14 protein-coding genes and 1 pseudogene are annotated in these 14,100 nt (G+C 39.2%); 7 read left to right on the top strand and 8 right to left on the bottom strand.

What is annotated here, in order from left to right:
• Nucleotides 1-19 precede the first annotated feature (19 nt).
• The 6 genes and pseudogenes from H6G41_RS02190 to H6G41_RS02165 all read right to left on the bottom strand — a co-directional run bounded on the left by H6G41_RS02190 (nt 20) and on the right by H6G41_RS02165 (nt 5,319).
• Nucleotides 20-1,192 (bottom strand): annotated as a pseudogene (locus tag H6G41_RS02190) (hypothetical protein).
• Nucleotides 1,193-1,374: 182 nt separating this feature from the next.
• Complete coding sequence (locus tag H6G41_RS02185) at nt 1,375-2,034, bottom strand: DUF1361 domain-containing protein (RefSeq protein WP_190743180.1); 660 nt, start codon at nt 2,032-2,034, stop codon at nt 1,375-1,377.
• Nucleotides 2,035-2,324: 290 nt separating this feature from the next.
• Entirely contained in the window at nt 2,325-2,804 is a 480-nt protein-coding gene (locus H6G41_RS02180; RefSeq protein WP_190743178.1) for a hypothetical protein, read from the bottom strand.
• 128 nt (nt 2,805-2,932) lie between these two features.
• On the bottom strand, nt 2,933-3,697 hold the full coding sequence (locus H6G41_RS02175) for an energy-coupling factor ABC transporter ATP-binding protein (RefSeq protein ID WP_190743176.1): 765 nt from the start codon (nt 3,695-3,697) through the stop codon (nt 2,933-2,935).
• A 40-nt stretch (nt 3,698-3,737) separates the two neighbouring features.
• Nucleotides 3,738-4,403, bottom strand: coding sequence for an energy-coupling factor transporter transmembrane protein EcfT (locus H6G41_RS02170; RefSeq protein WP_190743174.1), 666 nt, complete (start codon nt 4,401-4,403; stop codon nt 3,738-3,740).
• Nucleotides 4,396-5,319, bottom strand: a complete 924-nt coding sequence (locus tag H6G41_RS02165; RefSeq protein ID WP_190743171.1) for an energy-coupling factor ABC transporter permease — start codon at nt 5,317-5,319, stop codon at nt 4,396-4,398. The genes H6G41_RS02170 and H6G41_RS02165 overlap by 8 nt, the downstream gene beginning before the upstream one ends.
• Before the next feature lie 770 nt (nt 5,320-6,089).
• On the opposite strand from H6G41_RS02165, the gene H6G41_RS02160 reads away from it, so the two are divergent.
• The 7 genes from H6G41_RS02160 (at nt 6,090) to H6G41_RS02130 (ending at nt 11,920) form a co-directional block, all read left to right on the top strand.
• Nucleotides 6,090-7,085 carry a multicopper oxidase domain-containing protein gene (locus H6G41_RS02160; protein WP_190743169.1) on the top strand — a complete coding sequence of 332 codons (996 nt, stop codon included), beginning with the start codon at nt 6,090-6,092 and terminating at the stop codon, nt 7,083-7,085.
• A 293-nt stretch (nt 7,086-7,378) separates the two neighbouring features.
• A complete protein-coding gene (locus H6G41_RS02155; protein ID WP_190743167.1) occupies nt 7,379-7,996 on the top strand; it encodes a hypothetical protein in 618 nt (205 codons plus the stop codon).
• 52 nt (nt 7,997-8,048) lie between these two features.
• Entirely contained in the window at nt 8,049-8,522 is a 474-nt protein-coding gene (locus tag H6G41_RS02150) for a hypothetical protein (RefSeq protein ID WP_199315992.1), read from the top strand.
• A 98-nt stretch (nt 8,523-8,620) separates the two neighbouring features.
• The gene (locus tag H6G41_RS02145) at nt 8,621-8,860 is read left to right on the top strand and encodes a hypothetical protein (RefSeq protein WP_190743165.1); all 240 of its coding nucleotides are present in this window, start codon (nt 8,621-8,623) and stop codon (nt 8,858-8,860) included.
• A gap of 401 nt (nt 8,861-9,261) precedes the next feature.
• A complete protein-coding gene (locus H6G41_RS02140; RefSeq protein ID WP_190743327.1) occupies nt 9,262-10,296 on the top strand; it encodes a helix-hairpin-helix domain-containing protein in 1,035 nt (344 codons plus the stop codon).
• Nucleotides 10,297-10,468: 172 nt separating this feature from the next.
• On the top strand, nt 10,469-10,903 hold the full coding sequence (locus H6G41_RS02135; protein ID WP_190743163.1) for a bacterioferritin: 435 nt from the start codon (nt 10,469-10,471) through the stop codon (nt 10,901-10,903).
• A 72-nt stretch (nt 10,904-10,975) separates the two neighbouring features.
• On the top strand, nt 10,976-11,920 hold the full coding sequence (locus H6G41_RS02130; protein WP_190743161.1) for an FTR1 family protein: 945 nt from the start codon (nt 10,976-10,978) through the stop codon (nt 11,918-11,920).
• A 185-nt stretch (nt 11,921-12,105) separates the two neighbouring features.
• Here H6G41_RS02130 and H6G41_RS02125 read toward each other — a convergent pair whose 3' ends face one another.
• A complete protein-coding gene (locus H6G41_RS02125) occupies nt 12,106-13,008 on the bottom strand; it encodes an ABC transporter substrate-binding protein (protein ID WP_190743159.1) in 903 nt (300 codons plus the stop codon).
• A gap of 431 nt (nt 13,009-13,439) precedes the next feature.
• On the bottom strand, nt 13,440-14,033 hold the full coding sequence (locus H6G41_RS02120; protein ID WP_190743157.1) for a molybdenum cofactor guanylyltransferase: 594 nt from the start codon (nt 14,031-14,033) through the stop codon (nt 13,440-13,442).
• Nucleotides 14,034-14,100: the final 67 nt, after the last annotated feature.

Below are 14,100 nucleotides of genomic sequence, written 5' to 3'. Positions count from 1 at the left end.
GCCCCATGCCCCATACCCATCAATATCGGAAAATTGCGGCAACAGGCGTGCTAAAGGGTATTTGCTCAGGTGGAACAGCGTAAACAGTGCCACCATTTAATAAGGTATGAGTTGCCGCTAAATCCAACAAATCCTCATCACCAGTTTCTTTATTTTCATGCACATAAACTGCTTCTGAACTGGGGTCAAACAAACCCCATTGCTGTTGACCAACTGCAACTAATAATGAATCTATTCGTTGAAAATAAGCAGCCGGGATGATTTTTTTGAGGTCATTGGTAGCTTTACCAGTATCACCACCAAAGAGTTGATGGAATCGATCGAGAAATTCTTGCTGTGACTTTTGAAAATCAGCCTCAACAATTGGCCAAGCGCGATCGTGCAAATCTTGAGCACTGAGTATTTCTGGATTCCCCGTGATACCTTCTGCCATTAAATGCTGGTAGGTATTAGCTTGTCTATATAAAGGTAGAAGATACTCTACTCCAGCCAATACCAAAGGCGCTGTTTCATCTCGAAGTTTTTCGTGCAATGCTTTATCAATAACATAAAAGAATTGCCGAATTTCTTCTTGATGTTGATCGCGATCGGGACTTCCCTGTCCGTGAAAATCCCCTGGCTGGACAAAAGAATTAGCAGTTCCGCCTTTAGTTGTACCAATGCGAAACTGGCCTGCTTTCGCTGTTTCATCTTGATTGACAGCTTGTTCAAGGCTTTTTGGCAGATTTTCTAACTCTACCTCATTAATAGTGTAGTGAGTTCCCTCAAAAAATCTCACATCTTGTTGACTCAAAGCCAAAATATAAAAACTACCATTACCATTTAAAATTGGTAGCAGCGGTTTGATGTGAAATCTATCTGTTACTACTACCAATTCTTGAAAATTTAAGGGTAAGGTATAGTAACGGAAAAATTATTGAGAAATAAAAATTGCCAGTCCCAATTCTCCCATTTGCTCCCAAAATTCTTGGGTATCAAGATTAATCGCTGGTTGCAACAATGCAGTTGCTTCTTGCGTTTCCATACCTCCATCAATTAAGTATGCTTCTGCTTCCTTAATTAAGTTTTTAAACCGAATTGGGTCTTGTCGCACTTCTGTCCCAACCGGGTGAGTTGGCATATAAATTGAAACACAATTGCCCTTGGGCTGTTGTAGTAGTGGCTTAATTTCTTCTCTAGAAATTGTTTGCATATAATATCCCTCCTAGCAACGTGACCAGAAACATCAGAATTAAAAAGCTAATATTCAAAGTTCTGATGGCATATTTTTTCAATGTAGTTTTGGCAACCAAAAACATTGAGTCTGGATTTATTTCACGTCAAGGAGGGTGAAGTTTCATCTTTCTTTAGACTTACTAGTCAACAGTCAACAATTTACGAGCCATTTTTTGCTTGTTGAGAATTGATGGCTACTTCAGTTTGCGGTTTGCGAACCCATCCCAAAGATACACGTTTCATAATTGCATATAAACCTGTGAGAATGGCAAAAGTAATAGCAATAATCACTAAAGGCTGTTTTCCTAGAAGTTCCTCTATCCCTTTGGTAAGTACTGCATCAGGCTGGGTGATGAAATCCCAACTATTAAAACGCAAAAATCGCCCCCAATAAATACCTATAGACGAGAGTGCATGGGTAATCAACTCAACCCTGAAAATCCACTGACTTTTGCCAATTAAGTTTAAATAGTGACCTAAGTTGATTAGAGATATTACGTAAGCTTGAAAGCCAGCTAGAATTACTACTAAGTAAAGGGGCATTAATATTAAAGTAATAATCCACACTGATTGAATTGTGCGGATATCATCTATCAGATGAATGACATCAGTTAAAAGGTAGGGCGCATTGGGTAAAAATGCATAGAAAACTATTAATCCTAGCCACCAAACCCAAGACCTACGGCGATTTTTACGGAATAGCCAGAAACTTAAGGCTAAGGGTATAAAAGCTAGAAAAAGGTTCCAAGTCATCCATCGCATATTAATTTGCAAGACTTGGAACAGTCTATTTATTAATTCAATCAATTCCGCTTTCATAGGCTGACTCGCAATGGTGTGAGTGGTTTAGAGATTTGCTGTATGTGGTGATTTTTACTGAACCTACGAACAACAGTTCAAATTTTGACTGCTATTGTTGTCACTGTCCAATAAAATTTATTCCCTAGACTTTATACAAGATTGTTATGTTCATACCCAATCGAGATAATAGCTACTATCTCATTTGTTACTTAAACAGGCTAATCAACTAGTATAGCTAGAAAATCATTGAGGGCAAATCTGCCATATTGAAAGTCAACAGTAAGTAATAAATTTGACTAATAAAATATTTACTCTGGTTCGCTACAGTACTTATTTAGCTCACCTACTAACTTATCGGAATCCTTACCAGCGGTTTTGCTGACTGCTGTCAATGCTGTATCAATATCTTTTCTAGCCTGTTGCAGTTTTTCTCTCCCAGATTGGGAAGCTTCAGCTGTTTTAGCTAATCCCAGTGCTTTAGCGGCTTTAGCGATCGCTTGACTCACATTTTTAAAATTCTTCGCAAACCGACTTTGGTATTCTTGTAACTTCGGATCTTTCAGGTTCAGTTCCTCTAGAGATTTGGTAACAGCTTCTAAATCTTTCGATAGTTGCAGGCTTGTGATCACCTGCTGTCCCTTATTTTTATCAATTAAAGAATTCCCTGCATTCACCGCCTGAATTAGTCGCTGACATTGGGAGGCTTTAGTGTCATTGCAAGCACTAATTAATATAGCCATACTTAGGCTCATCAGAGCAGTAACGTTATATTTACGCGAAACAGACATGAAAACTCACCAGCGTTCAAATTCCAACCATAGTATCCAATAATTCTGGAATTTTGTGCTGAATTTGTAAATTGGGCATGGGGCATTGGGTTTTTATCTTGTCTCCCTTCTCCCCATACCCTACCTCCTTACCAACCTACTGGTAAACCCAATCTTTCTAAAGTCTCCCCATCTTGCAAAAGTGGCTGAATGTCTCGGTCTATGGGAATGGAACCTTGGGAAAGTACCAATGCACGTTGAGTTACTTTACCCAACCAATTAAGGTCATGGGAAGCGATTAACATCACTTCTACTGGTAAATTTAACAACACTTGTGCTAAGTGTCGCCGCCAAGAGGGATCTAGACCATTAGTCGGCTCGTCTAAAATCAAAATGCTAGGCTCTAGGGCTAAGATGGCGGCTAAAGCAGCTAAGCGTCTTTGTCCACCAGAAAGTTCATGAGCTGAACGGTTAGCGTAGGCTTCCAAACCAAAATCAGCTAACAATTGCCTTGCGCGATCGATGGCTAAGGCTGGCGGTACACCATAATTGCGCGGCCCGAAGGTAATATCTTCTAAGATAGTCGGCATAAATAACTGGTCGTTAGCATCTTGGAAGCTAAAGCCAATGTGACGGCGTACTTGAGATAGAGTTTTATGTTCTACAGGAATGCCATTAATCCAAATTTTCCCGCTCTGTGGTTGTTTTAAGCCAATGAGATTTTCTAGCAAGGTGCTTTTGCCAGAACCAGTTGCACCCATCAACGCCACGCGATCGCCTGGATTTAATTTAAAAGAAATATCGCGTAATACTGGTTCTTGATGGGCATAGGCATACACCAAATTTTGCACCTCCACCACAGCAGCGTGGGGATGATGAATTGAAGATTGGGGATTAGATGTTAATGATTTCAAAATTCACAACTCAAATGCACAACTGCGCTCTTACTGAGAGTTAACTGTTAATTGTTAACTGGTAAGAGCTGATGGTTAAACAAGCAGCGATCGCACCAGCTATTAATATAGCCACACGCTCTTTTGGTTTTAATTTCGAGTCTATTGGTAATTGTCCGTTGTAACCACGAACTACCATTGCGGTATAAACGCGCTCTGCCCTATCCAGACTACGGAGATACAAAGCGCCGATCATCGCCGCACTGGCGTAGCGCAACCAGCCAGATGTACCATTTAAACCGCGTAATTGGGCACTGCGCTGCATTCTTGTTACTTCTGACAGCAAAATTTCTAGATATTGTCCAGCTAAAAGTAAATTTTCCTTTAACGCTAGTGGTACAGGTAAGCTTTTGAGTGCTACCCCAAAGCTATGGGGTGGTAAGGTTAACAAAAAACTATTCATCACAATCAGACAGATGAGAGAACGCACTAGCAAAAAACTAGCTCGCTCCCATCCCAAGGGCAAAGCCAACAAAGATAGGAAGATTAATTCTGTTCCTAGTAATTTTCCTAGTTGAGGAAGGCGTACCTGTAATACCCAAGCCCATAAAAATGCGATCGCTCCATATGCACCCAGGTAGTACCAAGCATGGTGCTTTAATAAAGCTGCCCCAATGACGATGATGAGAGCTAGTTGTAAGCGTAAGGTTAAGGAAATCTTAAGCATTATTTGGTTTCACTACCTTAGCAATCCCAAAAGCTACAGCAAAGCAAATAGCAGCGCCTACCAGCCCGGCAATACTCGTACCGATTGTTCCCAATCCCTCAATGCCATAATCGGCTAAAGGCGTGGGTACAACAACCCGTACTTTTTCGCTTAAGTCGATAAAGCCTAAATTTTCGGCTACCCTTTCCAAGCCATCAGGCCAAGCTGAGGCAAACAGTGATAATACTCCTGCCACTAAAACAATGCTAACAACTGGTACTACCCAGCCGCGAAATTGGTGTTGCTCCCCTGGTAACAAATCTGGCCTTTGCTTAGCAAGATAAACTAGCACGCCCCCAGTAATTAGCCCTTCACCAATACCAATGAGGATATGAGTCCCAGTCATGGCTCCTAAGACTATGGCTGCTGGTGCTGTGCCCGAAAGGGCTAGCTGAATGGCACAAGCTACAGCAGCTACTACGACACTAAAACCTGCGGCAATCCCGGCTGCTAAAGGTAAACGCCCTTTGGAACCCCCTAATAGCCGTTGCAGAGTGTTAGTTAACCCCCAACCCACCCAAACGCCAATAAATGCCATGTTTAAAATATTTGCACCTAAGGCTGTAATTCCCCCATCGGCAAATAACACGGCTTGGATAATTAAGACTGTAGCAATGCACAATGCCCCCGCCCAAGGGCTGCCTAAAACTACTGCGGCTAAGGTTCCCCCTAACAGGTGGCCGCTTGTGCCTCCTGCTACCGGAAAGTTAACCATCTGAGCCGCAAAAATAAAGGCTGTCGTTAAACCCAGTAGGGGAGCGCGACGAACGCCAAAAGCGTCTTGCGATCGCCCCAACGCCACAAAGAGTGCTGCCGCACTCGCTAGACTAGTAGCCCCTGCCACTGGTAGAGAAACAAATCCATCAGGAATATGCATGATGTGCCCCGTGTGTCATGTTTTTATTCACACAAATTACTCAATTTATCTGCGGCATTAAATTAATAAAAAGCAGAAAAACACCTTTTTATACAATGCCCTATTGGGGTATTTTATAGTGATACTTCCGGTAGATTGACAATAAAATCTTGCGTTAAATAATATACTTATTTTTTAATCTGTGGAGTTTTATTAATTTTGTTTTTAAATTCAATTACCAGTTAGAGCCAAAATGACCAATTTATTGATGTTGTATAGGTTATTTCATCTAAACCTGAGTTGACAAATAGTTGAAAATATTTATATTTATCTATCTTAAGCAGCATATCCATTTGATATTTATCTATTTTGCGATCGGGTTCATAGAAATATTTGCTCAGTGAGTAGTCAGCAAAAAACCAGCTTCCCAAGACAGGAATTTAATGCTGACTACAAATTTATTTACAAACTGATTCAAAAGTAATTTGGATTACAATACAGCTTCATAAAAATGGTTGTGGCTACCACTGTTGAGATGCGATCGCAGTTGATGCATAAGTAGTAGCTACCATCTCCAGTTAGCCATTGACGCCCAATATTGCCACACCAAGCATGACAATCTCTCTTTCCCATGCCCATGTGCCAGCGAGTTATTGAAAATAGTGCAAAATTTCAGCCCAGGAATCTCTACCAGAATAATTGACAATGATTCCTAACTCATCTAATATACTCACAAGTAATTGCAAATTGTTTGCAACACCATATTATAGCGCTAACCCTAATTGAATGTCATGCCCAACAACTTAGCTTTGGGAAAAGAACAACTTTGGAGCCGTCGTCAATTAATAAAGTTGGGTTTAGGTGGCACTGGCTTAGCAGGAGCAGCGGCGCTTTGGCAGATGGCAAATTTTCAAAGCAAGGCAATCGTCAAAGTACCTCCCACAGAAATTGCGGCATCTGAAGGCGTCACTCAACCCATGAAGATGCTAAGAAATTTTGATTATGGGACGCTCAAGCATGAAAATGGACGCACTATCCGCGAATTTAGTTTGACTGCGGGAACTTCCGTCATTGAGCTAAATAGTGCTGTTTCATACAACATCTGGGATTTAAACGGACATATACCAGGCCCTACACTCAGAGTTAAACAAGGCGAACGAGTAAGGATACTATTTCTCAATAAAGCAGGACATTCCCACTCTTTACATTTTCATGGCGTTCATTCATCAGATATGGATGGGATTCGTCCAGTCAGTAACGGGAGTGCCACAATTTATGAATTTGATGCCGAACCTTACGGGGTTCACCTGTATCACTGTCATATTGAGCCTGTGACTCGTCACATTGCTAAAGGGCTATATGGGATGTTCATCATCGATCCACCCAAGCCACGCCCGCCAGCGGATGAAATTGTACTAGTAATGGCTGGGTATGACGTTAATGATGATAGCCGTAATGAATATTACGCTTTCAACGGTTTGCCTCATCACTATATGCACCATCCCATTCGTATTTACAAAGATCAGTTAATTCGGCTGTATGTCCTCAATATCATTGAATACGATCCAGCAGTAACATTTCACCTTCATGCCAACTTTTTTGATGTTTATCGTTCAGGTATGACTATGACTCCTAGTGAAAAAACAGATGTTATCACAATGGGAGTTGCAGAAAGGCATATTTTGGAATTTAGCTTTCGCTATCCAGGTAAGTATATGTTTCACCCCCATCAAGATGCGATCGCGGAAAATGGTTGCATGGGTGTCTTTGAAGTCATCAATTCATAACACATTGCAGAGATCTGATGAGATATTTGGTGCAATCCTTGCGAGTAATCGTTTTATCTTAGCAATCAACTCATTTAAGCATAGTCACTCTGTTCGGGAAAGTTAATCATTCATTCAGCTATCTGTTTCCTAAATATTTTATGCAATAACAGTTTTTCACAAAGCAAAATCACAAGTATTTAGGACATAAATATTTAGACCATAAAAATTTATGGCACTAAATTTTTACTTTTGAGCGATCGCATCTATATCGCTAAAAGTTCTGCAATTATTTCTATCATCGAGGGTTTCTCATGACATTTGACTCAGACGCTGATTCAGTTACCAGCGATTTACCGAAACAATTAGATATTGCCACTGTTTGTATTTACGGACTAAGTATCTTATCTGTAGGTTTATTTCTGTTCTTACCATTAGTAAATTTATTAAGCCCTAGCCCTTGGCAACGTTATATGGGGGCGATACATGGAACAGCAGCTTTACTAGCAGTAATTGTGATTGCTTATGCCGGACACATGGCATTTCCTTTGCTGCGAGGAGTAAGCAAAATCTTACCCCAAATGCGCACCCTCACTTTTTGGTCTACCTGTCTATCTTTTCTCACCATTGCTTCTGGTAATTGGGTGTATATGCGTTATCGGGCACCTATTGGTGGTGCGCGTGCTTGGTTAACTAAAAATACACCTTTAGTCCATTACTTATTCATGGAGTACCACGAATTTACAGTGTTATTTACATTTCCTTTGGGAGTAGCTTGTACCTGGATTTTGTGGAAATATGGCGACTCAATTTTAGATAAAAAGAATCGTGTAGTCCTCAATGCCACTTGCGTTGCTTTAATGGCAATGATGTTCTTTGCAATTGGCGGTTTTGTGAGTGGATTAAACGTCGCCAGAATCCATACTTTGTAAATATATTTCACATGAATATCCCACTTAATTATCCATTAGGAGGTTATAACTAATGGTTCAGAAATTATCGCGAGATTCTCAAACAATGCCCCTATATGTCAAGTTTTGGAACCGCTTGAAAACCTTTCCTAAAGGATTGGCAACAGGTTCTCAAACATCTCCCACTGTTTCCGGCCCGGCTGCTGCTGCATTAATTAGTGCGGCATTTGGTTGCTTTATTTTAATGGTTAACCAACACATTACATCGACTTTCAAATCTTGGGAAAAAATTATTTGGAGCTTGGGGGATTGGATACCAGGTAGCCACAATCCTAATCCGTTATATGGTGAAATTGGCAGCTACTCTGGTAAGGAAACTGTGATGTTAATTGGCTGGTTAGTTAGCTGGTTAATCCTCAGTAAATTTTGGCAAGATAAACAGATTAAAGCGAGAACTATATTTTTCTGCTTATTTTGCTTTTTGGTAGCTGCAACTGTGATGAATTGGCATCCATTATTCCCTTATTTACCTTTAATGCCAACATAAACAGCAGTTTGAGGTCGTCGGTAAAAATTCAGTTATCCGAAGTGAATTTTCACAAGGTCGTCTGATTAGTTAATTCGTCAAACTCTAGGAGCGAAAATATGCAAACACAAAAATACAACCAACAAATTAGAAAATTACACCAATATGTTTTGGCTATGGTGAGTGTTTTGGTGTTATTTGGTCTGACTTTTCCCATTGCTTGCTTGCGAGTCAGTCAAAGCCATAAGTACGGTAATGCAGCTTTAAAATCCCTATCCTGGGATGAACCGCAAAGACCTGTAACTTCCTATACCTCACTGGCTCCAGCTAACAATCAAAATTCTCAATCTGTGAAGTAAACTCTTGTTCTCGCATTGACTCTAGGATTGTTAATGGTCAATGGTCAAAAGTCCATAGTTATAGATTCTAGACATTGACTGTGTACTCTTGACTATTGGCAATACTACCCAGATAGTTTTTGCTATTAAATCTCAATGTTTTTAACTACTTTAACAACAGTCTTATCCCTGCTAATAGCTAATTTAGGCGTTTAAATGCATTTTTCCGGCTGATATAGTTAAATCAAGTCACATAAATAAATTAGAAAAATTATTAAATTCTGGTTAATCTTTGGCAGCTAGTTGATAAATAGTTGCATTATATGTGAAAGTACAATCTATGACAAATTGTCGAAGGAAACTACGGCTTGTAGTTTGAGATGTGGCAATTGCTATCCACCAAAATCATCACCAAAGCACAAATGATAAAATATCGCTATATTTGTTTAACTGTTGCTGCTGCTGCCATAGTTAGTTTAAGTTCTTGTAACAGCACACCCACAGCAGAAAATCCAGCTACACCATCTGCTAACTCTAGCGCTCAGGTGGCGGAAACAACAACTCACAGCGGTCACGGTAGCAAAGCAAAAATTAACATCAATACTGCTATTTTATCGGAGTTAGATAAATTTGAAGCTCAGTTAGGTATTCCGGCATTATCCAATAAAATTCAAGCCAATCGACCATACGCCAACCCAGAAGATTTAGTCAGCAAAAAAGTTATTACTCAAGAACAGTTCGACAAAATCAAAGATGCAGTGACTGTACAAGAGGTTGTACTGACAGGCCAAGCTAAAGATGTTGATTACATGACAAAGTTGGGCTTAATGAAAGGACATCTTTTAGTCGCCCAAGAACTTTTGGATAAAAATCAGCCCAAACAGGCTGAACCTCATATTGGACATCCGGTGGAAGAAATTTATGTAGATGTCGAAGAGCAACTCAACGAGCGCAAAGTCAAAGAATTTAAAACGACTTTGGTAAGTTTGCAAGATTTGGTCAAATCTAATCCCAAGAATGCCAAAGTTAAGACTGATTTTACCGCTTCAGTGCAATCAGTTGATGGCGCGATCGCGGCTTTACCAGAAGCGCAACGTTCCAAACCGGGATTTGTCCTTCAGGTAATCAACGGATTATTAGATGCAGCTAACTCAGAATATGGAGCTGCGATCGCTAATGGTAAAATAGCTGCTGCCATTGAATATCAAGACTCTCGTGGGTTTGTTATCTACGCTAATGATTTATATAAAGGGATTACCTCTCAAGTAGCACAAGCCAATCCTGAAGCTAATAAAGCCATTGAAGCGAGTTTTGCTGACTTACTTAAAGTTTGGCCTGCGGCTATCCCACCTGCAACACCAGTAAAAACCCCAGAAGATGTCACCAAATTAGTAAAAATTATTGAGCAAAACTCTCAAAAAATTATCGACAAAACCAGCACCCAAGCACAACAATAACAATTGACCTGGACGAGATATGGAAACAGGAGTTTAAAATAAGTTAATAATGAGAAAGTAGTTAGGAGTTAAAAGTACAGATTATCGTAACTTTTAACACTTCAAAAAAGTATCACTCTTAACTTATTTCTCATTACTCTACATTTCTAACCTTTGCTTAACTTAACAACTGATGCAAGAGCTTGACCACAAAAAGACCATCGACCTATTGAATGCGATCATGGAATTTGAACTAGCAGGTGTAGTCCGCTATACCCATTATTCCTTGATGGTAACTGGCCCTAATCGCATTCCCATTGTGGCTTTTTTTAAAGCCCAGGCCAGCGAATCTTTACTCCATGCTCAACAAGTAGGAGAGATTCTCACCGGTTTAGATGGACATCCCTCCTTGAGAATTGCCCCAATGGAAGAAACTTATCAACATTCAGTTAAGGATATTTTGGCTGAAAGTTTATCCCATGAAAAAAAGGCATTAGATTTGTATAAATCTCTGCTAGAAACTGTTACTAATGCGAGTATCTATTTAGAAGAGTTCGCTCGTGGCATGATTGGTCAAGAAGAGATGCATAATCTTGAATTGAAAAAAATGTTACGCGATTTTAGTTAATAGTTAATAGTCATTAGTCATTAGTCATTTGTTCTTGACTAATGACTAATGATAAAGGACAAAGGAAAAAAAATGAATTTTAGTACTGCTTTACCTACTTTTGTAATTACACTCCGAGAAGGAGTAGAAGCAGCCCTTGTAGTTGGGATTGTGTTGGCGTTGCTGAAAAAAGGCAAACAATCGCGACTTAATTCTTGGGTATATGCTGGTGTTGGTGTTGGTATTGCCATCAGTGCTTTAATCGGTGTACTTTTTAGCTGGATAATTCAAGCATTAGGAGCAATTAATCCTCAATACACCTCTGTAGTTGAGCCAATGCTAGAAGGTATCTTCAGTGTATTAGCCATTATCATGCTCAGCTGGATGTTGATTTGGATGACTCAACAAGCCAGATTTATGAAAGCTAATGTAGAAGGAGCAGTCACAGAAGCACTGACACAAAAATCAAACGCAGGTTGGGGCGTTTTTACCTTAATTTTAGTTGCAGTAGTTCGCGAAGGTTTTGAAACAGTTCTCTTTATTGCTGCTAATTTTCAACAAGGATTTATGCCTGCATTAGGTGCTATAGCTGGTTTAGTAACTGCTGTAGCTATTGGCGTAATGTTATTTAAATTGGGTATCAAAATTAATATTCGCCAATTTTTTCAAGTAATGGGAATTTTATTAGTTTTAATAGTTGCTGGTTTAGTAGTTTCTGCTTTAAAACATTTTGATGAAGCTGTGGCTAACCTGGCGCTGAGTAGTCGTGCTACAGAAAGCTTTTGTTTCTATTACGAACACTTTACTAAAGTTCATTCTTGTATTTTAGGGCCTATGGTTTGGAATACTGCTAAAATCTTACCTGATGAACAATTTCCTGGTGTTATTTTCAAAACCTTGCTTGGCTACAGAGAACATCTTTACCTTGTACAAGCTATTGGTTACTTAACATTCTTAGTGACAATTGGTGGTGCTTATTTGCGCAGTATAACTAGTGCTTCTGCTCCAGAGCCAAAGAACGCCAAACCCATTACCTAATTTCAAAATCAGCAGAAGTAGGGTATGTGATTCCACAGACTAATACCAATTTACGAAAAAATGCAACAGATAAATAAGTTAAGTTCAACATAGTGAAACCCAACAAGATATAATTTTTTGGCGTTGGGTTTCTTTTTTCTTATGTTTTCTCAATGTGTAATAAATATTTTATTTAATATGTAAATTCATGTTTTTGCAGATAAAACTTGTGTTAATTGCTGACAAGTTTTTTGAATTGCATCAATACTACCTGGATTAACCAGCCCATAATAATCAAAAGTATAAACTCGATTATTTTTAGTAGCTTGGAGTTGTTGCCAAAAAGCTTCTTTTTTCAGCGAGTCTAAAAGTTGCGGATCGGAATTATTGACTACTATTAAAACTTCTGGATTCGCTTCTAAAACTTTCTCGGCTGAAAGGGTTACATAACCACCTATGGGGCTTGTTCCTTGTAATTCTGCTACCAAGTTTTTTGCTTGAAACTTTACTAGTAAATCCCCAGCCCAACTATTTTTATTCGGTGCTAAAATTGGTTGCCGACTTACGAGTATTAATGTAGAAGGACTCTGAGTTGATTTAGCAGCTAAAAAATTTTTATAGCGATTTAATAAAGGTTGAGGGTCGGCATTAATTAACTCAGCTAATTGTTGAGTTAATTTTTCTAGAGATTCCCAATTTTTAATTTGGGTAAGAATCGTAGCGATTCCTAAATCTTTAAGTTTTTGAATTGGTTGATTAGAAAAACCTTCTGCACCAATAACTAAATCTGGTTTTAAGGCAATGATTTTCTCTAAATTAGGTGGAGTTTGTCCTTCACTTACACGAGGAATATTGGTCAATCTTGAGTCATCTTTAAATAGTTTACTACCAGTCATCCCTACAAGCTTGGTTGAATCAAGTTGGTAAATAATATCAGCCGCAAGAGATGAGAGAGCAACAACTCTTTTTGCAGGTGTTTTGGCTAGTTCCTGAGAATTAGGATTTGTAGGTGTTTGTGTTAATGGCTGCTGACTAGGTGCATTAGTACAAGCAGCAATTAATATACTTAATAAAACTCCTAAAGCAGATAATATCCAAGGACGCCGCATATTAAAACCCTTGATGAATTGTATACAGCAGAAGTTCTGCACATCTGCACAATATAATCGAATTTTTGACAAATTGATATATTATACAATTCTTGACCAAAAAAAAGCGAGTAGAACCACTAGCCAAAATCTCTAAGTAAGATTATGACTGTGTTACTCGCTAGGATCTATACAAGGCTTATTGAGAAATCCTATATTCAATATAAAGGAATAGTTCTTAAATTATGACTGGTAAAAAATAATTTTTTTAAGATTTACAAAAATTTTTAATACATTTGCAAATTCATCAATAATTCACAGAATTTTTAATTTTGTTTTAGCATGGTGCTAAACATTGTTATTTATGAAACAGTAATAAGATTCTTCATTCACAAGCAGATTGCATCATAATTAAGTCAACTTTTAACCTCTGAATAAAGTTCATATAATCTTTATTTATTATCAGTATCGGCTAAATCTTCTGGTGTATTACAGTTAAATAGCATTTCTGGTTCTAACACAGGTAAAACTTGCACAGAATGTTGTTTCAGCCATTGTTGAAACGATCGCCCGCCTTGATTGATAAACTCTAAGAGTTCGGGTAAACAGCGACGGCGATAAAAACCACACAGAGGTTCCCATCCTTTAGCATGATGAGCCAAAGCTGCGATCGCATCATCTCCCACACTATCAAGTCTAGCGATCCATTCTTGCAACACCTCAACCTTTAACTTAGGCAAATCACAAGCCAGCAACAGCACCCAGTCAGTTTGTACCTGCGCCAGTCCTTGAGAAAATCCCACCAGTGGCCCGTGAGATGGGGACAAGGGGGTTTCTGAGATAAATTGACAACCTGGTAAAACTAGATGTTGATAACGTTCTGGCCAGGGAGTAACGACATAAACGGTATCAGCACAAGCTTGAGCAATGCTACAAACACGCTGTAGCATTGGTATTCCTTCTATGGGAATCAGGGCTTTATCCTCGCCCATGCGCGAACTTTGTCCACCCGCTAGAACGATGGCTGTTATTTTGTTATTTGTCATTGGTCAATAGTCAATAGTCAGTTGTCAGTTGTCAGTTGTCAGTTGTCCCCCTACCCCTTGTCCTCCT

The organism is Tolypothrix sp. FACHB-123, assembly GCF_014697075.1.
Taxonomy (GTDB): Bacteria; Cyanobacteriota; Cyanobacteriia; order Cyanobacteriales; family Nostocaceae; genus Aulosira.
The sequence above is the reverse complement of the archived record's forward strand: the minus strand, read 5'-3'. Positions and strand labels throughout refer to the sequence as shown.